The following is a 21,834-nucleotide window of genomic DNA, read 5'->3' as shown; positions in this document are numbered from 1 at the left end:
GGTGAAGAGCCCGTCATTGAAATGACAGCCGCGTGGGGCTAGAGCAGGCCAAAGGATATTTCGCCATGAGCAAGCCCCAGAACCCTGTCCAGATGGCCGTGATCGGTGCCGCCCATGGCATCAAGGGCGAACTCAGGGTGAAGACCTTCACCGGCGAGCCGATGGCGCTGGCCGATTATGGCCCGCTCTATGCCAGGGACGGCCGTGCTTTCCAGATCATCGACATCAGGCCCGCCAACACCGTCGTCGTGGTGCGTTTCAAGGGTATCAGTGATCGCAACGCCGCCGAGGCGCTGGCCGGCACGGAGCTGTTCGTCGATCGCTCGATGCTGCCGGACGACGGCGAAGAAGACGAATTCTATCATGCCGACCTCGTCGGCCTGGAAGTCCGGGACGACACGGGTGCCGTGCTCGGCAAGGTCGTCGCCGTGCATAATTTCGGCGGCGGTGATATCCTCGATGTGACGCTGGGCGGGCGCAAGGGCGTGCTGATCCCGTTCACGCAGGCTGCGGTGCCACAAGTGTCGATTGCCGAAGGCTTCGTCCGGGTCGACCCGGCGGCGGCCGGGCTGGTCGACGACGCGGACGGCGATGGCCCGCGCGAAGAAGACTTCGACCCGAAGGGCAGGCCGCGCGGACCGAGCGACGCCGGGGGCAACCGGTGAGTTTTTTCGCCTCGGTGCTGACGCTCTATCCCGAAATGTTTCCGGGCGCGCTCGGCCTGTCGTTGGCCGGCCGTGCGCTCGAGGCCGGCACATGGTCGCTGGAGGCGATCCAGATCCGCGACTTCGCCACCGACCGCCACCGCACCGTCGACGATACACCGGCCGGCGGCGGCGCCGGTATGGTGATGCGTGCCGATGTGCTGGCGAAAGCGATAGACCATACCTCGCCGCCAAGTGATGCACGGCCACGGCTTTTGATGAGCCCGCGCGGCAGACCGCTGACCCAGGCCCGGGTGCGCGAACTGGCCGCGGGTCCTGGTGCCGTCATCGTCTGCGGCCGCTTCGAGGGGGTCGATCAACGGGTGATCGAAGCGCGGGAATTGGAGGAAGTCTCCATCGGCGATTTCATCCTCTCTGGCGGTGAGCCCGCCGCACTGGCGCTGCTCGATGCGGTGGTGCGGTTGTTGCCGGGCGTCATGGGCAATGCAGTATCGGGCGAGGAAGAAAGTTTCGAGAACGGCCTGCTCGAACACCCGCATTATACAAGACCGCAGGAATTCGAAGGCCGCGAGATTCCCGAGGTGCTGATTTCCGGCAACCACAAGAAGATCGCCGCATGGCGGCGGGCGGAGTCGGAAAAGCTGACCGCGGAGAGGCGTCCGGACCTGCTTGCTGCTGCTCAGCCCTTGGTGAAGTAGTAAAAGGCAAGAAACAGGCCGACGGCGACGACGAAGCCGCGCACCGCGTTCTGCGGCACGCGCTTGGCGATCCAGACGCCGGCATAGCCGCCCATCGCGCCGCCCGGGATCATGATGATCGCCTGAGGCCAGGCAACGACGCCGCCCGAGACGAAGACGGCGATCGCGACAGCGGCGATGACCACGGCCAGCATGTTCTTCAGTGCGTTCAGCCGATGGTAGTCGCCGGCTTGTGTGAGGTCGAGCGTTGCCAGCATCATCACGCCCATGCCGGCGCCGAAGAAGCCGCCATAGACGGCGGTGACGAACTGCGCCAGCGAGCCGGCGAGTGAGCCCACGGAAGCTTCATGGCCGGGTTTTGGCGCCGGCTTTAGCCACGGCCCTGCGGCGAACAGCGCCGTCGCGCCTAACAGCAGCCATGGCACCAAGGCGCGAAACGATGGGTTATCCAGCGCCAACAAGATCAGTGCGCCGGCCAGCGCGCCGGACGCCGAGATCAGGCACAGCACAAGCGCGCCGCGCCAGAAATGCCTGATGTCGGCAGAGTAGGCGAGCGTCGAGGTGATGTAGCCCGGAAATTGCGTGACCGAGGACGTGGCGTTGGCGACGATCGGCGGCAGGCCGACCAGCGTCATGGCGCCGAAGGTGATGAAGGTGCCACCGCCGGCGACCGCATTGGCGGCGCCTGACAGAAAGCCCGCCAGGAACAGCAGGATGGCATCGAATACAGACATGGAGGTGGCGCTCAAAAACTGTGGTATTGCAGGCTTAGGAGGCCTGAGGGCCCGGAGCAACCCGGCACGGCAAGATTACGATGGTGCCATCCGAGCAGAAAATGCGCGGCCAAGGCGTGACAAAGCTGCGAAATAGCTGTATGTGCCCGCCCGTACCGGCCAGAAAGAATCTGCCGGACCCGTCAACAATGACGGTGTAGTCGCCCCTGCCCGATGTTTCAAAGACAGATGTCTCGAACAAAGGGCATAGCCGAGCGGTCAATGGAACTGCAAGGCGAGTGTCGGACGCTCTGACTGTCGGAAGAACAAGAAGTGGATTTTTGAGATGGATATTCTCCGTCAGCTCGAGGCCGAGCAGGCCGCCAAGATCGAAGCCAAGCGCAAGCTTCCCGAATTCCAGCCCGGCGACACGGTGCGCGTCCAGGTCCGCGTGACCGAAGGCACCCGCACCCGCGTCCAGGCTTATGAGGGCGTCGTCATCGCCCGCGCCGGCGCCGGCTTCCAGGAGAACTTCACCGTCCGCAAGATTTCCTACGGCGAAGGCGTCGAGCGCGTGTTCCCGGTCTACTCGCCGATGGTGGAAGGCGTCGAGATCGTGCGCCGCGGCAAGGTGCGTCGCGCCAAGCTCTACTACCTGCGCGATCGTCGCGGCAAGTCGGCCCGTATTTCGGAAAACACCGGCGTGCGCGCCCGCAAGCTGAATGACGAGGAGCGCGATGCGCTGAACGCCGAGAAGGCTCGCATCGAGGCCGAGAAGGTGGCAGCCGCCGAGGCTCTGGCCGTCGAGAAGGCCGCCCAGGACGCCGCCGAGAAGAAGGCCGCCGCCGAGGCAGCTGAAGCCGCCAAGGCAGCGGAAGCAGCCACCGCCGAATAAGATTTTCGACGAGCATGTTCAAAAAGGCGGCTTCGGCCGCCTTTTTTCGTTTCCAGAGAACGGTTGGGTTTGGCAGGGAATTCGCGGTTGACTCAATTTATATCGTGTACTAAGCAATCGTGTACGATTTAAATGGAGAAGCGAAATGCCTGCACTGTATTCCACCCAAGCCCGCGCCGTCGGCGGCCGCGCCGGCCATGTCCAGAGCGATGATGGCTTGCTCAGCCTGGACCTTGCCTTGCCCAAGGAGCTGGGCGGCAAGGGCGGCGCCACCAATCCCGAGCAGCTTTTCGCCGCCGGCTATGCCGCCTGTTTCGAAAGCGCCATGCGCTTCATCGCCGGCAAGCAGAAACTGCCGCTGCAGGACGCCTCGGTGACGGCCAATGTCAGCCTGCACAGCAATGCGCAGGGCGGATTTGTGCTTGGCGTATCGCTCGCGGCGGAAACGAAAGGTCTTGATCAAACGGCGGCGGAAGCGCTTGTATCGGCGGCGCATCAGGTTTGCCCCTATTCCAACGCCATCAAGGGCAACATCGAAGTGACGCTTTCGGCAAAGGCGCTTCCGGCAAAGGCAGCATGACCGCGGAAACGACAACCACGTCCACACATGCCCCGGCGCAATTCTCCGGGGTGGCAAAACTCGATCAACAGCTCTGCTTCGCGCTCTATTCGGCAAGTGGGCTGATGACGCGGCTGTATCGTCCGTTGCTCGATCCGCTCGGCCTGACCTATCCGCAATATCTGGCGATGCTGGCGCTGTGGGAGCGCTCACCGAGCACAGTGGGCGAACTTGGCGAGGCGCTCGGGCTCGATTCTGCGACACTGACGCCGCTGCTCAAGCGGCTGGAGGCCGGCGGCCTGGTCACGCGCCGTCGCGACCCCGCCGACGAGCGCCGGGTTCTGGTGGAGCCGACGGCGAAGGGCCAGGCACTGCGCGAGCAAGCCAGAAGCGTACCGGCAGCGATGCTTTGCAATCTGCCGTTGGACGTCGACGAGTTGAAGTACCTGCACCACACCCTGACGCGGTTCGTCTCCGGCTTGCGCAAGGCGGATCCCGGCACCGCGAGTCCGAGCTGATCGCAGCCGCAGCACTGATCCTTCTCGAATTGCGGGATTGAAAGCATTGGAATCCGCTTTCGCGTGCACTGACGCAGCGGAGCGTCTTGCATGACGCCTGCGGAAAGCTAAAGTCGGCGCCGGATTTTCCTGCAAACCCGGCCATGCCCGGGTCATTCAATTCCCGGGGAGTGTGTCATGACCAAATCGAAACTGCTGCTGGCAGGCCTGCTTGCCTTCATCCTCGCGCCTGTTGCCACGTTCGCGCAGGCGCTGCCCGACCTTGGCGGCAAGAAAGTTGTGGTAGTGACCGAAAACGCCTATCCGCCGCTGCAGTTCATCGACGCCAAGACCGGCAAGCAGATCGGCTGGGAATATGATGCGATGAACGAGATCGCCAAGCGGCTCAATTTCACGGTCGAGTACCAGAACACCTCCTGGGACGCGATGATCCAGGCGGTTTCCGACAACCAGTACAACATCGGCATGACCGGCATCACCATCAAGGACGACCGCAAGGAGAAGGTGGATTTCTCCGACCCCTATATGCGTTCGGAACAGTTCATGCTGGTGCGCGGCGATGAAAGCCGCTTCACCGACGCCAAGACCTTCGGCGCCTTCAAGGACGGCTTGATCGGCGCGCAGGCCGGCACCACGCCCTTCTACACCGCGGTCTACAGCGTGCTCGACGGCAACGAGCAGAACCCGCGCATCAAGCTGTTCGAGACGTTTGGTGCGACGGTGCAGGCGCTGAAATCCGGGGACGTCGATGTCGTGCTGACCGACGGCACCGCCGGCAAAGGCTATGTCGACGCTTCCGAAGGCAAGCTGAAGTTGATCGGCGGACCGCTCGGCACCGAGGATTTTGGCTTTATCTTCCCGAAGGGTTCGGATTTGGTGAAGCCAGTCAACGCGGCCATCGCGGCGCTCAAGGCGGACGGGACGCTCGATGCGCTGAACAAGAAATGGTTTCTTGACTACAAGATGGGGCAGTAGGCCTCCTTGCCACGCGCATTACATGATGGTTATGCGCGACAATTCGCGCTGACTTTGCGCTTGGCCGGCATCGCCTGAATGTCGACGCCTGCATCTGCCTCCAAAGCCGACTTCCCCTGGTGGCTCGTCGTTGCTGTAATCGTCGCGATCGCGGTGGCCGTCTTCGTCGCCACCAGCAACCTCTACGCCCAGGTCTTCGCCACGGTTGCCAAGGGTATCGGCATCACCATCTTCGTCACCGTGATCGCCTTCGTGCTGGCCTCGGTCATTGGCCTCGGCATTGCGCTGATGGGAATGTCCGGCTCACGCTGGCTACGCCAGATGGCCCGCTTCTATGTCGAGATCATCCGCGGTGTGCCGATCCTGGTGCTGTTGTTCTGGATCGCCTTTGTCGGTGCACCGGCTTTCGTCACGGCCTGGAACGCGCTGACCGCGCCGCTGCAAAGCGCCGGCCTGCTGGGCGAGTTGCTGGTGCGCGACGTGTCACTCTTGTGGCGTGCCATCATGGCGCTGACCATCGGCTATTCGGCCTTCATCTCGGAGGTTTTCCGAGCCGGCATCCAGGCGGTGGAAAAGGGTCAGATCGAAGCGGCGAAGGCACTCGGGCTGAGCCGGGCGCAACGCTTTCGGCTGATCGTATTCCCGCAAGCGATCCGCACCATCCTGCCGCCGCTCGGCAATGACTTCGTCGCTCTGGTCAAGGATTCTTCGCTGGTCTCGGTGCTCGGGGTGGCCGACATCACGCAGATGGGCAAGGTCTATGCCGCCGGCTCGTTCCGCTTCTTCGAGACCTATTCGATCGTGGCCTATATCTATCTCATCTTGACGGTAGGCCTGTCCTTGGCCTTGCGCGCACTGGAACGGCGGCTGCATCGCCAGCACGAGCAATAGTTTTCGGGCCAAGACAGCGCTACGATCCCTCAGATTCTCGTTGAGGAGGTCCCATGATCGTCGACAAAGCCAATGCGGCGCTGGATTCGGTCTATACGGCCGACACGCCGAAGGCGCTTGAAGAGGCATATGCCGCATGGGCCGCGACCTATGACAGCGAGACCGCATCGCTCGGCTATCTCCTGCCTTTCCTGATCGCCGCTTGGGTGGCGCGCCATGTGCCGGCAGGCGACGGGCCATTGCTCGATGCCGGCTGCGGCACCGGCCTGTCGGGGCCGTCACTGAAGGCGCTCGGCTACCGCGCCATTGCCGGGCTCGACCTTTCCGGCGACATGCTGAAGATCGCCGGCAGCCGCAACGCCTATAGCGAGCTGAAGCAGGCGACGCTGGGCGGGACTCTGCCCTGGCCGGACGGCCACTTCCGCGCCTTCTTGTCCGCCGGGGTGTTCACCATCAGCCATGCGCCGGCGTCTGGCCTGAATGAACTGGTGCGCATCACCCGGAAGGGCGGACATGCGATCTTCACCGTGCGCGACCAGGTGTTCGAGAGCGGCGGCTTTCAGGCTGTGTTCGACCAACTGGAGCAGACGAAAAAATGGCGGGCGGTCGAGCAAAGCCCATGGTTCCGCTGCTATGCGATCACCGAGCCGGACGCGTTGGTGAAGACGTTTGTGTTCGAAATCCTGTAGCGGAATGAAGCTTGGTCCTGGGCATCCAAGCCCCCATCGGCCGGAACCATGTGCACGTCAGTGCGTTCCAAAACCCGTGGGGCTGCGCCTCACCGCTACTATGGCGCCGCCGCAGTATCTCGGCACAAGAGGAGAAGGCTGAATGGCGTCCGTCCGTTATATCGTTGCCGACATAGACAAGGCGGTAGAATTCTACCGAGACAATCTCGAATTCAAGGTCGAAATGCACAATCCTGGCAAGTTCGCAGCGCTGCTTCGCGACGATCTTACCTTGTATCTCAGCGCTCCAGGTGCGGGAAGCGGTGGTCAGGCCGGAGGTGAACCGGAGCCAGGCGGATGGAACAGGTTCATGGTCATAACCAGGGGGCTGGACACCCTGATCAGCCGGTTGCGCGCGGCCGACGCGACGTTCCGCGGGGACATCAGCGATGGCGGCGCTGGCCGGGCTATTCTGCTTGAAGATCCATCGGGCAATGTCATTGAGCTGTTCGAATTCAAGAAGGACAGACAGTGATCTCCCCATTTCGTGGGGCGGGCAACCAGGTTCCGCGAAGGCACGCAATTGCCGAAAAGCCAAAACATTGGTATGAGCCACGCCATGGAAGAGCTATTTGGCGATCCGGCCTATAAGGGGTTCGTGCTGCAGGACAGGAAACGCCTGCCGTCGCGCTTCTCCGCGCGCGTGTCCGGGGCGCTGACCAGCCGACTTTCCTAGGCCGGCCTGTCCAGGTCGTTTCGCCGGGCCGAAAGTCAGGCGTCTGCTCTTTCCCATTCTCATATCGACGGATTTACGCACATGAGCGCACCGCGCACCCTCTACGACAAGATTTTCGACGACCATGTCGTCGACCGCCAGGATGACGGCACCTGCCTGCTCTACATCGACCGCCACCTCGTCCATGAGGTGACCAGCCCGCAGGCCTTCGAGGGCCTGCGCATGACCGGCAGAAAAGTCCGGCATCCGGAAAAGACGCTGGCCGTGGTCGATCACAACGTCTCGACCTCGCCCGAGCGCAAATTCGGCATCAAGAACGAGGAAAGCCGCATCCAGGTCGAGGCGCTGGCCAAGAACGCCAAGGATTTCGGCGTCGAATATTATTCCGAGAACGATATCCGCCAAGGCATCGTCCACATCATCGGCCCAGAGCAGGGTTTCACCTTGCCCGGCATGACCATCGTCTGCGGCGACAGCCACACCTCGACGCATGGCGCCTTCGGCGCGCTTGCGCACGGCATCGGCACGTCCGAGGTCGAGCATGTGCTGGCGACGCAGACGCTGATCCAGCGCAAGGCCAAGAACATGCTGGTGCGGGTCGACGGCCAGTTGCCGGAAGGCGTCACCGCCAAGGACATCATTTTGGCCATCATCGGCGAGATCGGCACTGCCGGCGGCACCGGCTATGTCATCGAATATGCCGGCGAGGCGATCCGAGCGCTGTCGATGGAAGGCCGCATGACGATCTGCAACATGTCGATCGAAGGCGGTGCGCGCGCCGGCCTGATCGCCGCCGACGAGACCACCTTCGCCTATGTCAAGGACAAGCCGCGCGCCCCGAAGGGCGCGGCCTGGGATGCGGCACTCGAATACTGGAAGACGCTGCGGTCCGACGAGGGCGCGCATTTCGACAAGGTGATCGTGCTCGACGCGGCCAAGCTGCCGCCGATCGTCTCCTGGGGCTCGTCGCCCGAGGATGTCGTGTCGGTGCAAGGCATCGTGCCGAACCCGGAAGACATCACCGATGAAAACAAGCGCACCTCCAAGCAGCGCGCGCTCGACTATATGGGCCTGACGCCGGGCACCAAGATCACCGATATCTCGCTCGACCGCGTTTTCATCGGCTCCTGCACCAATGGCCGTATCGAGGATCTGCGCGCCGTCGCCAAGGTGGTCGAAGGCAAGACGGTCAGCCCGCATGTCGATGCGATGATCGTGCCGGGCTCCGGCCTGGTCAAGGAACAGGCGGAAGCCGAAGGCCTCGACAAGATCTTCGTTGCCGCCGGCTTCGACTGGCGCGAGCCGGGCTGCTCGATGTGCCTTGCCATGAATGACGACCGGCTGAAGCCGCACGAGCGCTGCGCCTCGACCTCGAACCGCAATTTCGAGGGCCGGCAAGGCTTCAAGGGCCGCACCCATCTGGTGTCGCCGGCGATGGCAGCGGCGGCGGCGATCGCCGGCCACTTCGTCGACATCCGCGAGTGGAAGTAATTCCGGAGCGCCCGGCTTGGAATACGTTCCAGGCCCCGGACCGCTTTGCGGCTCCGGGGCCTTTTTTATCCGGTCCGTTTACATATTCGCTTTCGCTTAACCGCTTGTTTGCGCTTGCGCTCTAAGTCTTTCCCCACGCAAGCGGGGAAATCACAGTCGTTTGGACACGGGTCTGCTCATAGCGCTGCTCAATCCGACGATAGCGTTGGCGCTCGGCGCTGCGTTCCTCGTGCTATGGTCCTATCAACGCCACCGCCCGTATCTCGCCGTGCTGGCGATCAGCTACAGTCTCTCGGCGGTCGGCTTCCTGCTGCAGTATTTCACCTTGCCGATCGGCATGCCGCTGACCAAGCTGGCGTCGAACATCTGCTTCACCATAGCCGGCTGCTGCCTGTCCAGCGCCGTCGTCCACCGCCATGGCCGCAAGGTGCCCTATGTTGGGATCGGCGTGCTGGCGGGTGGCGGCCTGGCGTCGTTGTGCTGGTTCCTGTTCATCGCGCCGGATCTCACCTGGCGTATCCTGGCGATGAATTTCGCTTTCGGCGGGATCAGCCTTCTGGTCGCCGCCGAACTGCGCCCGGTGCGCCGCAACGGTCCGACCGAAAACATCCTGTTCGTGCTGTCGCTGCTGTCGGGCGTCAACTTCTTCGTGCGCACGCTTATCGTCGTCGTCGCGCACGGGCCCTTCACCAGTTATGACGGGTTCTACGGCTCGTCCTACTGGACGACGGCGCTTCTGTCGCACGCTCTGCTGTCGCTGCTCATTGCGCTGTGCCTGTTTTGCGGCGCCGCACTCGACGTGATGAAGGCGCTGAAAACGGAGACGCATACCGATCCGCTGTCGGGCCTGTTCAACCGCCGCGGTTTCGAGGAGCGAGGCATGCTGCTCTTGCGGCACTGCGCCACCGCGCGGTTTCCGGTCGCGCTGGTGCTGGCCGACCTCGATCATTTCAAGGCGCTCAACGACGTGCATGGACATGCAGCGGGCGATCGGGTGATCGCTGATTTCGCCGCCAAGCTTCGCTCCGCGGCAGGCGCACGCGGTGTTGCCGGGCGTATCGGCGGCGAGGAATTCGCCGTGCTGCTGCCGCTCAGCGACCTCGGCGCCGCGCGGCTGTTCGCCGAGGCCGTGCGAACGCTTTATTCGGCTGGCCATGTCGACGGGCTTCCTGTCGGCACCAAGGTCACCGCCAGCTTCGGCGTGGCGGCCCGAAGCGGTGACGAGGCGCTTGAGCCGCTGATGCGCCGTGCCGACGACGCGCTCTACAAAGCCAAAAAGAATGGCCGCGACAGCGTGCGCCTGTCTTATGAGCGGCCGGAAACGGCGTTCGTCCCGGAGCCGCTCAAGCTGGGCTGATCTCGCACGGCCGGGCCGAAAAAACCGGAACCATTTTTGACGACATGCACTAGCATTAACGTCTTCTTCGCCCGTCGATGCTTAGCTGTCGGCGCGGGTGCGGGAAGATCATGAGCGGCGCCAACTTCATCCTTTTGATCAATTTGTCGGTTGCAGGCCTGCTGGCGGCGTCCTTCATGGCGATTGCCATCCATGATGTCGGCCGCGCTGCGGCGCGCTGGCTGGCTTTTGGCTATCTGCTGGGGATGGCCTATTCGGCGATCGAATTCAGCATTCCCGCCTTCACCGACGCGCGGCTCCCGGTCGTTGCCGCCTTCGCGGTTTTCCTTGGCGCCACAATTGCGTTCAATGGCGGGCTTGCCCGCAAATATGGCGTGGAGCCGCCCTGGCTGCCGATGCTGTTGTTCCTGGTCGCCACGACCATGGCCGTGTATTTCGTGCAGGACCTGCCACGCCAGTCGCTGGTCCGCATGATGGCCTACCAGCTTCCCTATGCGGTCATGCAGTTCGTCGGGCTGGCAATCGTCTGGTCATCGAGGCAAGGGCCCGCCCATCTCGATCGCATATTGATGGCCGTTCTGGCAGCGAGCGGCCTGCAGTTTGCCTCAAAGCCGTTCATTGCGCATGCGCTCGGCGGCTGGGGCGCCAATCCGCAAGCCTATCTGCAAAGCAGCTACGCGCTGGTGTCGCAATCGCTCGGCACGGTCTTTGCGTTGGCGCTGGCGCTGCTGATGCTGGCCATCCTGGTTCGCGACGTGCTTGCCGAAGTGGCCTCGAAATCGGAGACGGACACGCTTTCGCGCCTGCTCAACCGCGGCGGCTTCACCCGCCATGCGGAGTTGGCGGTGCTTGGCGCGATGCGGCAAGGCGTGCCGGTCGCCCTGGTTATCGCCGACCTCGATCACTTCAAGAGCGTCAACGACAGTTTCGGCCATGCGTCCGGCGACCGGGTGATCGAGACTTTTGCAGGTTTCCTGCGTGAGGCCGCCGCCGGCCATCATGTCGCCGGCCGCATCGGCGGTGAGGAGTTCGCCATCATGCTGCCGGGAACCAATCTTGCCGCCGCCCGGCTGTTTGCCGAGGGCACCCGCAGTGCTTTCGGTGCGCTTCCCATAAACGGGCTGCCGGCGGACAATCGCTGCACAGCGAGTTTCGGCGTCGCCGAACTTCATCCGAGCGAAGATTTTACCGATCTGATGCGGCGCGCCGACCAGGCGCTCTATCAGGCGAAGAATGCCGGGCGCGATTGCGTGCGCATCTCGGCCGGGCCAGCCGACAACTGGTCGCCAGCCGGAATGGACGGCAGAGCAATTCCAGGAGAAATGTGAGACGTTTCCCCGAGAAAGGCGCGGTGCGCTTTCCCTTGGAAATTGCGTCCAAACACGAGTCTAGCGGCAGGGGCTGAGTTCCGGCATCTCACCGTCGGAAAGTCCGTACATATAGGAACGGCCCTTCACCAGCACCGGTGGCCGGTAGCAATCGCTGTAGCCTGATAGATCGTCGGCTTCGTTCTCGTAGATCACCTTGGGCTGGCCGGCGCTGGTGTAGTCGGACAGTTGCTTGGCCAGCCTGCCTTCGCCGACGAGGATGCGCTTATAGCCGGCGGCGCTGTCGATGACGAGATTGCCGAAGGAATCGGCGTAGACGCGATCCTGATGCCGCGCACCGGCGACTGCTGGCGCCACGAGGCCGACGACCGAGGCCGCCACTGTGAGCGCCGCAAGGCGCGATCTGCCCGAATTCGAACGCATGGCGTCCTCCATGTCTTGAGGAAAGCCTCCTCGAATCGGAAATTAACGCTTTCTTAACCTTTGTTAAGAGGCTGACGCGCTTCGCGGCGATGTCTCGGTGAACATGGTTAATATCCGTTAATATCCGACTGGATGGAAAACCCGACGGCCATCATTCGGCCATGCTTGGCCGCACCATCGCGCCGGCGTTCGTCTCTGCGTCGGGATGACCTAAATCTTGGCAAAGCATTCGCGGCTGATTTGCCGCGCGGGAGGACGGCAAATGGCGGTACGCCGAATGGTTTGGGTGTCCGTTTTCCCGTTGCTCGTTACCGTTGCTGCCTGTGTGCCGCAGGATGGCGCGCCGAAGGCGGTCAATTCGTCTGCGCCGGCTCAGCCGTCCATCGCAGCCGCGGCGCCCCCGGCAGCTGCAACCAAGATCACCACCGACCTTACTGCGCCGCGGTCCGGGATAGGCACGGCCACCTACAGATGCGGCAATAACGGCATGATTGCCATCCAGAATCTCGGCACGTCATTGCGTGTGGTCGGGTCTGATGGTGCGACCGAGGAGTTTGCGGCGTCGCCTGCCAACCAGAGCAGCCGCTACCAGGCGGCCACACATGACGCAATCGTGATCGACGGAAGCGAAGCGCTGGTGATGAAGAAGGGGTCGACGCCGCAGACCTGCAAACGCTAGCGCCAATCTCGATATCACTGGGCCCCGGTGACAGACATGCTGCACTGCAGCGATATCGAGCCGGCTTCGGGCCCCAGCGCTAATCGATTGAAGCCGGGAGCCTGCCGTTTAGTCAGACTAAATTACGTTTTCGAAACGGTTTTCTGGCTTTGACGCGGTGCAAAAAGAGCATTAGAAACCGGCTGTCCGAAGTCGCAACCGGAAGCGGCAATGCCGCATTTCCACATGAGGCAGGAGACGCCGAACTGGGGGAGCCATGAGCAAATCACCAGCCACCCGCGAATTTGCCAGACGTGAACGGCCGCTTTCGCCACATCTGAGCGTGTACCGGCGGCCGATCACGATGACGATGTCGATCATCCATCGCATCACGGGCGGGGCGCTGTATTTCGGCACGCTGCTGGTCGCGCTGTGGCTGATGGCTGCGGCAAGCTCGCAGGCGACGTTCGACTGGGTCAACTGGGCCTTCGGCACCTGGCTCGGCCGGTTGATCCTGTTCGGCTATACCTGGGCGCTGATGCACCACATGCTGGGTGGCGTGCGCCATCTGGTCTGGGACACCGGCAACGGTCTGGAGAAGCACACGGCCTCGAAGATCGCCTGGGCGACGCTGGCCGGCTCCATCCTGCTCACGCTGCTGATCTGGATCGCCGGCTATATGGCGCGGGGAGCCTGATCATGAGCGACAACAACTCCGATATGCGCACGCCGCTGGCGAAGGTCCGCGGCCTCGGGTCCGCCCGCGAGGGTACCGGACATTTCTGGCGCCAGCGCCTGACCGCGATCGCCAACATCCCGCTGATGCTGTTCTTCGTCGGTTTCCTGATTGCACTCAACGGCGTCGACTACGAGCATGTGCGGGCAGCCCTCGCCAATCCGTTCGTGGCGATGGTGATGGCCCTGGTGCTGGTCTCCGGGCTCACCCATATGCGCCTCGGCATGCAGGCGATCATCGAGGATTACGTGCACGGCGAGGGCATGAAGCTGGCGCTGATCGCGCTCAACACATTTTTCCCCATAGCGGTCGGCGTCGCCTCGATCTTCGCCCTGCTCAAGCTGACATTCGGAGGCTGAGTTGGCCAAGGACGCAAAACGAGCCAACAGCGCTGGCTACACTTATGTCGACCACAAGTTCGACGTCGTTGTCGTCGGCGCCGGCGGTGCCGGGCTGCGCGCCACGCTCGGCATGGCCGAACAGGGCCTGCGCACCGCCTGCATCACAAAGGTGTTCCCGACCCGCTCGCACACGGTGGCGGCGCAGGGCGGCATCGCCGCTTCACTTGCGAATATGGGACCCGACAATTGGCAATGGCACCTTTTCGATACCGTCAAGGGATCGGATTGGCTGGGCGACATCGATGCGCAGGAGTACATGGTCCAGCAGGCGCCCGCCGCCGTCTACGAACTCGAACATTACGGAGTGCCGTTCTCGCGCACCGAGGAGGGCAAGATCTATCAGCGGCCCTTCGGCGGCATGATGATGAATTTCGGCGAAGGCCCGCCGGTGCAGCGCACATGCGCCGCCGCCGACCGGACCGGCCACGCCATGCTGCATACGCTCTATGGCCAGTCGCTGAAGAACAATGCCCAGTTCTTCATCGAGTATTTCGCACTCGACCTGATCATGGAGCCGGACGGCACTTGTACCGGCGTCGTCGCATGGAACCTCGACGACGGCACCATCCACCGCTTCTCGGCCAAGATGGTGGTGCTGGCGACAGGCGGCTATGGCCGCACCTATTTCTCGGCCACCTCGGCGCACACCTGCACCGGCGATGGCGGCGGCATGGCCGCGCGGGCGGGGTTCGCCCTTCAGGACATGGAGTTCGTGCAGTTCCACCCGACCGGAATCTACGGCGCCGGCTGCCTGATCACCGAGGGCGCGCGCGGCGAGGGCGGCTATCTCGTCAACTCCGAGGGCGAGCGTTTCATGGAGCGTTACGCGCCATCGGCCAAGGACCTTGCCTCGCGCGATGTCGTCTCGCGCTGCATGACGCTTGAAATCCGCGAAGGCCGCGGCGTCGGCCCGAAGAAGGACCACATCTTCCTGCACCTCGACCATCTCGATCCCGCCGTGCTGCACGAGCGGCTGCCGGGCATTTCGGAATCGGCCAAGATCTTTGCCGGCGTCGACCTGACCAAGGAGCCGATCCCGGTGCTGCCGACGGTGCACTACAATATGGGCGGCGTGCCGACCAACTATTGGGGCGAGGTGCTCAACCCGACGGCACTCAATCCGGACCAGGTGTCGCCGGGGCTGATGGCGGTCGGAGAGGCCGGCTGCGCCTCGGTGCATGGCGCCAACCGACTCGGTTCGAACTCGCTGATCGATCTGGTGGTGTTCGGCCGCGCGGCGGCGATCAGGGCGGGCCAGGTCATCGACCGCAATTCGGCGATCCCTTCGCCCAACGAGGCCTCGGTCGAGAAGATCATGGACCGCTTCGATCGCCTTCGCCACGCCAACGGCTCGACGCCGACGGCGGTACTGCGCGAGAAGATGCAGAAGGCGATGCAGGAAGACGCGGCGGTGTTCCGTACCCAAGAATCGCTGGACAGCGGCTGCGAACGCATTTCGCAGATCTGGGGCGAGCTCAGGGATGTCAAGGTGTTCGATCGCTCGATGATCTGGAATTCCGATTTGGTCGAGACGCTGGAACTGGAAAACCTGATGGCCAACGCCATCACCACGGTCTACGGCGCCGCGGCGCGCAAGGAGAGCCGTGGCGCGCATGCGCGCGAGGACTTTTCAGCCCGAGATGATGTCAACTGGCGCAAGCACACGCTGGCCAGGCTCAGCGAAGACGGCAAGGTGACGCTCAGCTACCGGCCGGTGCACACCGAGCCGCAACTGGCTGAAAAGGATGGCGGCATCAGCCTCGCCAAGATCGCGCCGAAGGCCAGGGTGTATTGACGATGGCGCTGGCGGCCTCGGGATATTCCGGAACGCCCCTTCCGGCCAAGCTTGGCCTGAAGGACGGCATGACCGCCGCCTTCATCGCGCTCCCCGATGATCTCAGCGCTCTCGCCGAATCCGTCGACTTCGCTCAAGTCGACCGGCTGGCCGACTGGTCGCGGATTTCGGGAGTGACGTTGAAATACGACGCCGTCCATGCCTTCACCCGGCAGCGTGCCGAAATTGAGGATCGCCTCGGCGATGTCGAGGCGGCGATCAAGCGCGACGGCATGGTCTGGGTGTCCTGGCCGAAAAAGGCTTCGAAAGTGGCCACTGACGTCACCGAGGGTGTTGTTCGCGCCGCGGCGCTGAAGGGCGATCTGGTCGACGTAAAGGTGGCCGCCGTCAATGAAATCTGGTCCGGGCTGAAGCTCGTCATCCGAAAGGACCTGAGGTAATGGTCGAACTGACACTCCCCAAGAATTCGCAGATCAAGGCGGGGAAGACCTGGCCGAAGCCGGAGAGCGCAACCAATCTGCGCGAGTACCGCATCTACCGCTGGTCGCCGGACGATGACGAGAACCCGCGCATCGACACCTATTTCGTCGACATGGACGATTGCGGGCCGATGGTGCTCGACGCGCTGCTCTGGATCAAGAACAAGATCGATCCGACGCTGACCTTGCGCCGCTCCTGCCGCGAGGGCATTTGCGGCTCCTGCGCCATGAACATCGACGGCTCCAACACGCTGGCCTGCACCAAGGGCTGCGACGACATTTCCGGCGCCGTCAAGGTCTATCCGCTGCCGCATATGCAGGTGGTCAAGGATTTGGTGCCGGACCTCACCAATTTCTACGCCCAGCATGCCTCGATCCAGCCATGGCTGAAGACGGTGTCGCCTGAGCCGGCCAAGGAATGGCTGCAGAGCCATGAGGACCGCGAGAAGCTCGACGGGCTCTACGAGTGCATCCTGTGCGCCTGCTGCTCGACCTCGTGCCCGAGCTACTGGTGGAACGGGGATCGCTATCTCGGCCCGGCAACGCTTTTGCAGGCCTATCGCTGGCTGATCGATAGCCGCGACGAGGCCAAGGGCGAGCGGCTCGACGATCTCGAAGATCCGTTCCGGCTCTATCGCTGCCACACCATCATGAACTGCGCGCAAACATGCCCCAAGGGCCTCAACCCGGCCAAGGCGATCGCCGAGATCAAGAAAATGATGGTGGAGAGAAGGGTATAGTTCCGGCGCAGGACATGCCGCTGCCAACCAGAAGGACGGCGCGCGAGCCGATCATGGTGGAAAAGCACGACGGTATCAGCCTTGCCGAGATCGCACCCAAGGCCAAGGTGTATTGGTGGCATGACCGCGCCACCTTCGTCGCACTTTTCGATGAACTCTGCGACATGGCTGGCGCTGTCGACTTTGCATAGGTCGACCGGCTGGCCGGCAGATCGGGAATTTAGGCACTCGCCTGAAACACCCGGCCATCCGCCTCTACCAACAATGCGCTGAATCAAGGATCGCTTCAGCGCCATCGAAGCCGCGATCACGCGCGACGGCATAATCTGGACGCGTGGCGCGTCCATCATTGCTTTCTTGCATGTTGCTCGCCCAAAACCGAGATGACTTTTGGGGCGGCATGTATTAGCGATCTCTCAAATAGTTAGTCGTCATATAAATACTATTACCGCGCTTTACTTAGTATATCTTAAGAGATTCTCGATATTCACTTCGGACATCGTCGTTCGAGTGTAAGGCATGCGCGGATTTCCTGCGGTTTCTTCTTGGCCAATTGGACCATTCGTTAGCGCCGCGACGGTGGGTTCGCTCACGTGGCTCGTATCGCTCGTCAATCTCTCAGAGAAAAGGCTGCTTGTCGTCCTCGGGCTTTGTGCCCTGTGCGCGCTTCTCTTGCTGGATCGCCTCCAGGAGACCTGGACAACTCCAAGAAGCAGGTGGTTCAAGGTCTACCTATCGCTGGTTCCCTGCTTTCTCTTCCTTGTCTATGTCTACCTCGAAAGCGTTTTCGGCTATTTCGATTGGGCCGCTATGTTCATGCATGTCGATGCCGGAGTTCTCACGCCCAGTGTCGTTGTTGAATATTTGATCAATACCGGAAGCACGATACTGGTCATTGCAGTCGTTCTTTTCGGTCTTGGCGCACTGAAGGCGCGCGGCACTCTGACAAGAGGGCTGGACGTTGCCTTGATGGCGTTTTTCCTGGCGGCAAACCCGATGCTGACACGTCCGATCGCGGCAGCGATCCATCCCAACCCGCTGCATGATTTCCTGTCCAAGCAGTTCGTCGATATCGCCTCTTTGACGAAGCCAGCTGAAACAGCGTCCGCACCCGTCGCGCCAAAGAACCTCATTCATATTTTCATCGAGAGCGCCGAGCGCACCTATATGAACGAGGCGGAGTTCGGCGACGTCATGGGCCCGCTGCTCGAATTCGACAGGCGCGGCGTTTCGGCGACCAACATGGTGCAACTTGCCTACACCAACAACTCCATCTCAGGGATGGTCGCTGCAAACTGCGGAACGCCGCTGCTGATATCGTTCTTCACAACGCGGCAGTATCTGGAGGAGAATTCGCAGTTCCTGCCAGGCCTGACCTGCCTGGGCGATGTTCTGAAGGCGCGGGGCTATCAGCAGAACTTTATTACCGGTTGGCCGCTCAGCTTCACCGGCCAGGGGACATTCTATTCCACCCACGGCTACTCATCGCTCTTTGGGGGATCCGAAGTGATGGCCGCCGTCGCCGGGCGCGGTAACACTTTTGGCGCCGACGACGCCGAAGTTCTGGATATGAGCTTCGACGCTCTGCGGCGCGCGCAGCGGGACGGCAAGCCGTTCTCGCTGACGATCGCCGTCAGTGGCGGGCACGCGATGGATGGCTACCTGACCGACAAATGTATCGGCAAAACGGGACTTTCTCCGCAGACCCCCAATATTCTCCACGCCGTGAAATGCACGAACATGCTCATCGCAGACTTCATTCACAAAGCCGAGGCCGAAGGTCTGATGAGGAACACTGTCCTGGCGTTGCAAAGCGACCACCTCAGCGCACCGAGCACGGTCACAGATCGCTTAAACAATTTTGAACGACGCAATTTTTTCTCGCTGTCGGGCGATGGCATTCCTGCCAAAAAATATACCGGACTTTCGGGCACGATTGACATATTTCCCACCATTCTTGAGGCGCTGGGCGTGCCGCTCTCGAATGAACAGGCTGCCCTTGGCGTTTCGCTGCTTGGGGATCGACCGACGCTGGGCCAGGCCCTGGGACAGGACCAGTTCGATGCCACCATCTATGCTGAGGATGTGCTCGTCAGATCATTCTGGCAGTTGAAACCGGTACGGACTGCCGCGGTGTCCGAGGCCGGGCCGCGTTAATGCGCCCGTGTAAGTGCTCGATGCCAGATAGCGCTGTCCCGCTGAGATCAAGAGTTCTGCTCTGTCGCATCGCTCGGATGTCTGTCAAAATCATGCTGTTGAATAATCGGTAGAAAACAACCAATCCAATGAGCGATGATCTTCCAATTCTTTCCCCCGTCGAGGCGCGCATCCTCGGCTGCCTGATCGAGAAGAAGGAGCTGACGCCGGATGTCTATCCTCTGACGCTCAACGCAGCACTGGCCGCCGCCAATCAGAAGACCGCGCGCGAGCCGGTGATGGCGCTGGAACAGGTCGAGGTGCACCGGGGGCTGAAGCTGCTCGAACAAAAGGGGCTGGTCCGGCAGATGTTCGGTTCGCGCGTCGAGCGCTACGAGCACCAGATGGCGCAGCGCTTCTCGCTGACCACGCCGCAGACCGCCTTGATCGGCCTGCTGTTGCTGCGTGGGCCGCAGACGGCACATGAATTGCTGGCGCGGAGCGAGCGCATGGGGCGGTTCTCATCGATCGAGGATCTGCGCGCGGAGCTCGACATGCTGATCGGCCGCCGACCGCCACTCATCCAGGAAATCCCGCGCGGACCGGGCCAGCGTGAGGACCGGTACGTTCATCTCCTCAGCGGCCCGGTGGACGTTGCAGCCCTTTCGGCGGCGCGGAGCGCTTCGGGGCTACCTGCTTCCGACCTGGAGGCGCGTTTGGAGGCGCTGGAGCAGGAGGTCGCCGCACTTCGCGCCCGGCTAAACGCGCTGGGCGCCTAAACCCGGCGCGCCTGTGCGTTCGCGCCGGGTCTTCACGCCGGATCCAGCGTGCTCAGCCGAGCCGAGCGTCAAGCGATACATTTATGGCGCCGAGCGCTTTCGAGACCGGGCATCCAGCCTTGGCCTTTTCGGCCAGCTCCCCAAACTTCGCCGCGTCGATGCCTGGCACCTTGCCGACGACGGTGAGGGCGCTGCCGGTGATCCCCGTGCCGGGAACCAGCGTCACCACCGCCTTGGCGTCGAGTTCGGTGGCGGGCGTGCCGTTCTCGGCCAGGAAATGCGAGAACTGCATGGCAAAGCAGCCGGCGTGCGCCGCCGCGATCAGCTCTTCCGGATTGGTGCCGGATTTGCCGCTTTCGTCCTCGAAGCGTGCCTTGAACGAATAGGGCGTGCCCTTCAGGGTTCCGCTCTGGGTGTCGAGCGTGCCCGTGCCCCCCTTCAGATCGCCTTTCCAGACGGCGTTTGCGGTGCGGTCCATGAATTCCTCCTTGGTTGTCGTGGCTGGGGTTGCCGCGGCTGGTTGCCTGGGGGAGCCCCGGCGTCCGGTCAACTATAGCGCGCGCGAAGGCGAAGGCCACTGCGCTCTTTGAACCACTGCGCAGTTGGTGGCCAAATTCTTTTCGAAAAAGTGCATGTGCAAAAATGTCGGCTTTGATCTCCCGCGCCCGTCCTGCGGGCGGCCATGAGGTTGTGGCCGGATGGAGGTTCGCATGGACAATCTGTTTTTCGCACTGTGGAAAGGCGCAGGCCGCAATGCCTGCCGACCGGAAGACTTCTGGTTGCACCCGCCGGCGTCCGGCTTTGGCCGGCTTCTGGTCGCGGTTGCCATCATCGGCATCGCGGCGTGCCTTCTCGACCACGAAGCGGCGGTCAGGGGCAACGCTGACACGCTCGTCACCGCGTCCTATGGTTCGACTGGTTCGACGCAGCAAGGGAGCTGGAAATGAAATATGTCTGTCTGGTCTATGGTGAGGAAAAGGACCTGCATGCCATGACGCCGGAGCGTCTGGCCAAGCTCGATGCCGATTCGATGGCTCATGACCGCTCGTTGGATCAGCGTGGGATACTGATCATCGCCCAGGCGCTGCAATCGGTGAAAACGTCGAAGACCCTTCGCAGGCGCCGGGGCAAGAGCCTGATCACCGACGGCCCGTTCGCCGAAACCAAGGAGCAACTGCTCGGCTTCGTCATGATCGAGGCCGACAATCTTGACCAGGCGCTGGAGATCGCCGCCGAGATTCCGCTGGCCGAAATCGGCACTATCGAGGTGCGCGCGATCTACGATGTGCCGGGATCGTAGAGGCGCTTCCTTCGTCGCCCGTCGTCTCGAGCGGCAGCTTTCTCTGAAGCGCCTGACGGGGCCGAGGTTCTTCGCCCGGCGCAACTCTTGCATGTTGAAGCACCGCAAGAGTTCTCCTATCGTTGACCGGATTTTGGGGGGTGTCGGCATGCCGTTCTTGATTGCTGTCCTTGGCGTGCTGGGCGCCGCGGCGTTCTGGTGGTACCGGATGAAGGCCATGAACGAGGCCGCGCGCGACGTTGCCGATGTCATCGGCCGGGTCCAGGGTTCGGTACGCCGCAAGAAGCTGCGCAAGCAGGCAGCCCTGTCGCCACTGACCGCGATCGACGATCCGGTGGTGGCCGCCGCTACGCTGATCACCGCAATCGTCTCCGAGGAAGGGCCGGTCCTGCCGCGACGCGAGGCTGTCATTCGCCAGGTGATCTCCGAGATCGCCGACAAGAAGAAGACGGACGAAGCGGTGATCTACGCCAAATGGGCGGCAGCACAGATCGACGATACCACTGTTGTCATCGACAAGCTGGCGCCGTTCCTGCGCGAACGCCTCGATGTCGCCGAGCGCAACGACCTGCTGCAGATGGTCAACCGCGCCGCCCAAGGCGGCGAGAAACGCCTCCAGATATCCGACCAGAGGATCTTGCGGCTGCGGCAGAAGCTGGGTTTCGAGGTGAACTGAGTACGCTGTAGCGAGGACTTGACAGGTGGCCTGCGTTGACGGACCGCCCGCCTCGGCGATTGACGCAAACGCCCATCGCTTCGTCATCCACGGGCGAAGCAAGGAGCATAGCGATGCAGCGCAGACCCGAGGATCCTGTGTGTTGTTGCCATGCTATGGTTGAGGTGGGAAGGAGACCGAGAGGATCCTGGTCGTCCTTTCGAGGACAGGCCGTGGC

At 62.5% G+C, this 21,834-nt stretch carries 27 protein-coding genes; 24 read left to right on the top strand and 3 right to left on the bottom strand.

Annotated elements, in window-relative coordinates:
• The first annotated feature begins 65 nt into the window (after positions 1-65).
• Both rimM and trmD read left to right on the top strand, forming a co-directional pair.
• Positions 66-665 carry a ribosome maturation factor RimM gene (gene rimM, locus NKJ89_RS23565; RefSeq protein ID WP_023760970.1) on the top strand — a complete coding sequence of 200 codons (600 nt, stop codon included), beginning with the start codon at positions 66-68 and terminating at the stop codon, positions 663-665.
• Positions 662-1,363, top strand: coding sequence for a tRNA (guanosine(37)-N1)-methyltransferase TrmD (trmD, locus tag NKJ89_RS23560; RefSeq protein ID WP_023760969.1), 702 nt, complete (start codon positions 662-664; stop codon positions 1,361-1,363). Before rimM ends, trmD begins: the two co-directional genes overlap by 4 nt.
• Here trmD and NKJ89_RS23555 read toward each other — a convergent pair.
• A complete protein-coding gene (locus NKJ89_RS23555; RefSeq protein ID WP_352606023.1) occupies positions 1,345-2,097 on the bottom strand; it encodes a sulfite exporter TauE/SafE family protein in 753 nt (250 codons plus the stop codon). The genes trmD and NKJ89_RS23555 overlap by 19 nt on opposite strands.
• A gap of 325 nt (positions 2,098-2,422) precedes the next feature.
• Between NKJ89_RS23555 and rplS the strand changes: the two genes are divergently transcribed.
• The 10 genes from rplS (at position 2,423) to NKJ89_RS23505 (ending at position 11,494) form a co-directional block, all read left to right on the top strand.
• Positions 2,423-2,971 carry a 50S ribosomal protein L19 gene (rplS, locus tag NKJ89_RS23550; RefSeq protein ID WP_023811269.1) on the top strand — a complete coding sequence of 183 codons (549 nt, stop codon included), beginning with the start codon at positions 2,423-2,425 and terminating at the stop codon, positions 2,969-2,971.
• 145 nt (positions 2,972-3,116) lie between these two features.
• A complete protein-coding gene (locus NKJ89_RS23545) occupies positions 3,117-3,551 on the top strand; it encodes an organic hydroperoxide resistance protein (RefSeq protein WP_352606021.1) in 435 nt (144 codons plus the stop codon).
• Positions 3,548-4,048 (top strand): MarR family winged helix-turn-helix transcriptional regulator, encoded by a 501-nt coding sequence (locus NKJ89_RS23540; RefSeq protein ID WP_023760966.1) that lies wholly within the window; start codon positions 3,548-3,550, stop codon positions 4,046-4,048. The genes NKJ89_RS23545 and NKJ89_RS23540 overlap by 4 nt, the downstream gene beginning before the upstream one ends.
• A 177-nt stretch (positions 4,049-4,225) precedes the next feature.
• A complete protein-coding gene (locus tag NKJ89_RS23535; RefSeq protein WP_352606019.1) occupies positions 4,226-5,023 on the top strand; it encodes a transporter substrate-binding domain-containing protein in 798 nt (265 codons plus the stop codon).
• A 78-nt stretch (positions 5,024-5,101) separates the two neighbouring features.
• Positions 5,102-5,914, top strand: a complete 813-nt coding sequence (locus tag NKJ89_RS23530) for an amino acid ABC transporter permease (protein ID WP_352606017.1) — start codon at positions 5,102-5,104, stop codon at positions 5,912-5,914.
• Positions 5,915-5,967: 53 nt separating this feature from the next.
• Complete coding sequence (locus tag NKJ89_RS23525; protein ID WP_352606015.1) at positions 5,968-6,603, top strand: class I SAM-dependent DNA methyltransferase; 636 nt, start codon at positions 5,968-5,970, stop codon at positions 6,601-6,603.
• A gap of 142 nt (positions 6,604-6,745) precedes the next feature.
• Complete coding sequence (locus NKJ89_RS23520) at positions 6,746-7,117, top strand: VOC family protein (RefSeq protein ID WP_352606013.1); 372 nt, start codon at positions 6,746-6,748, stop codon at positions 7,115-7,117.
• A 282-nt stretch (positions 7,118-7,399) separates the two neighbouring features.
• Positions 7,400-8,809, top strand: a complete 1,410-nt coding sequence (leuC, locus tag NKJ89_RS23515; protein ID WP_352486154.1) for a 3-isopropylmalate dehydratase large subunit — start codon at positions 7,400-7,402, stop codon at positions 8,807-8,809.
• A 160-nt stretch (positions 8,810-8,969) separates the two neighbouring features.
• Positions 8,970-10,166 (top strand): GGDEF domain-containing protein, encoded by a 1,197-nt coding sequence (locus tag NKJ89_RS23510; RefSeq protein WP_352606011.1) that lies wholly within the window; start codon positions 8,970-8,972, stop codon positions 10,164-10,166.
• A 110-nt stretch (positions 10,167-10,276) separates the two neighbouring features.
• Positions 10,277-11,494 carry a GGDEF domain-containing protein gene (locus NKJ89_RS23505; protein WP_352606009.1) on the top strand — a complete coding sequence of 406 codons (1,218 nt, stop codon included), beginning with the start codon at positions 10,277-10,279 and terminating at the stop codon, positions 11,492-11,494.
• A gap of 60 nt (positions 11,495-11,554) precedes the next feature.
• On the opposite strand, the gene NKJ89_RS23500 is transcribed toward NKJ89_RS23505, so the two are convergent.
• Positions 11,555-11,917, bottom strand: coding sequence for a hypothetical protein (locus tag NKJ89_RS23500; RefSeq protein ID WP_023760958.1), 363 nt, complete (start codon positions 11,915-11,917; stop codon positions 11,555-11,557).
• A 262-nt stretch (positions 11,918-12,179) separates the two neighbouring features.
• Between NKJ89_RS23500 and NKJ89_RS23495 the strand changes: the two genes are divergently transcribed.
• The 9 genes from NKJ89_RS23495 (at position 12,180) to NKJ89_RS23455 (ending at position 19,641) form a co-directional block, all read left to right on the top strand.
• On the top strand, positions 12,180-12,596 hold the full coding sequence (locus NKJ89_RS23495) for a hypothetical protein (protein ID WP_352606116.1): 417 nt from the start codon (positions 12,180-12,182) through the stop codon (positions 12,594-12,596).
• A gap of 256 nt (positions 12,597-12,852) precedes the next feature.
• Positions 12,853-13,272 (top strand): succinate dehydrogenase, cytochrome b556 subunit, encoded by a 420-nt coding sequence (gene sdhC / locus NKJ89_RS23490; protein WP_352606007.1) that lies wholly within the window; start codon positions 12,853-12,855, stop codon positions 13,270-13,272.
• Positions 13,273-13,274: 2 nt separating this feature from the next.
• Entirely contained in the window at positions 13,275-13,670 is a 396-nt protein-coding gene (gene sdhD, locus NKJ89_RS23485) for a succinate dehydrogenase, hydrophobic membrane anchor protein (protein ID WP_352606005.1), read from the top strand.
• Position 13,671: 1 nt separating this feature from the next.
• Positions 13,672-15,507, top strand: a complete 1,836-nt coding sequence (gene sdhA / locus NKJ89_RS23480) for a succinate dehydrogenase flavoprotein subunit (RefSeq protein WP_352606003.1) — start codon at positions 13,672-13,674, stop codon at positions 15,505-15,507.
• 2 nt (positions 15,508-15,509) lie between these two features.
• A complete protein-coding gene (locus NKJ89_RS23475) occupies positions 15,510-15,947 on the top strand; it encodes a DUF3052 family protein (RefSeq protein ID WP_352606002.1) in 438 nt (145 codons plus the stop codon).
• Complete coding sequence (locus NKJ89_RS23470) at positions 15,947-16,726, top strand: succinate dehydrogenase iron-sulfur subunit (protein WP_352606000.1); 780 nt, start codon at positions 15,947-15,949, stop codon at positions 16,724-16,726. Before NKJ89_RS23475 ends, NKJ89_RS23470 begins: the two co-directional genes overlap by 1 nt.
• A gap of 14 nt (positions 16,727-16,740) precedes the next feature.
• Positions 16,741-16,917 (top strand): hypothetical protein, encoded by a 177-nt coding sequence (locus tag NKJ89_RS23465; protein ID WP_352605998.1) that lies wholly within the window; start codon positions 16,741-16,743, stop codon positions 16,915-16,917.
• Between the two features lie 328 nt (positions 16,918-17,245).
• The gene (locus NKJ89_RS23460) at positions 17,246-18,883 is read left to right on the top strand and encodes a sulfatase-like hydrolase/transferase (RefSeq protein ID WP_352605996.1); all 1,638 of its coding nucleotides are present in this window, start codon (positions 17,246-17,248) and stop codon (positions 18,881-18,883) included.
• A gap of 128 nt (positions 18,884-19,011) precedes the next feature.
• A complete protein-coding gene (locus NKJ89_RS23455) occupies positions 19,012-19,641 on the top strand; it encodes a YceH family protein (RefSeq protein WP_352605994.1) in 630 nt (209 codons plus the stop codon).
• Between the two features lie 52 nt (positions 19,642-19,693).
• Here NKJ89_RS23455 and NKJ89_RS23450 read toward each other — a convergent pair whose 3' ends face one another.
• Entirely contained in the window at positions 19,694-20,119 is a 426-nt protein-coding gene (locus NKJ89_RS23450; RefSeq protein WP_023760950.1) for an OsmC family protein, read from the bottom strand.
• A gap of 232 nt (positions 20,120-20,351) precedes the next feature.
• Here NKJ89_RS23450 and NKJ89_RS23445 point away from each other — a divergent pair, with 232 nt between their 5' ends.
• The 3 genes from NKJ89_RS23445 (at position 20,352) to NKJ89_RS23435 (ending at position 21,617) form a co-directional block, all read left to right on the top strand.
• Positions 20,352-20,588, top strand: coding sequence for a hypothetical protein (locus NKJ89_RS23445; protein WP_352605992.1), 237 nt, complete (start codon positions 20,352-20,354; stop codon positions 20,586-20,588).
• Positions 20,585-20,941 carry a YciI family protein gene (locus NKJ89_RS23440; protein WP_352605989.1) on the top strand — a complete coding sequence of 119 codons (357 nt, stop codon included), beginning with the start codon at positions 20,585-20,587 and terminating at the stop codon, positions 20,939-20,941. The genes NKJ89_RS23445 and NKJ89_RS23440 overlap by 4 nt, the downstream gene beginning before the upstream one ends.
• Before the next feature lie 148 nt (positions 20,942-21,089).
• Complete coding sequence (locus NKJ89_RS23435) at positions 21,090-21,617, top strand: hypothetical protein (protein ID WP_352605987.1); 528 nt, start codon at positions 21,090-21,092, stop codon at positions 21,615-21,617.
• The last annotated feature ends 217 nt before the right edge of the window (positions 21,618-21,834 follow it).

This window comes from Mesorhizobium sp. M0047 (genome assembly GCF_040323315.1).
Classification (GTDB): domain Bacteria; phylum Pseudomonadota; class Alphaproteobacteria; order Rhizobiales; family Rhizobiaceae; genus Mesorhizobium.
Note: the sequence above shows the minus strand (reverse complement) of the source record. Positions and strands in the feature narration are given on the sequence as shown.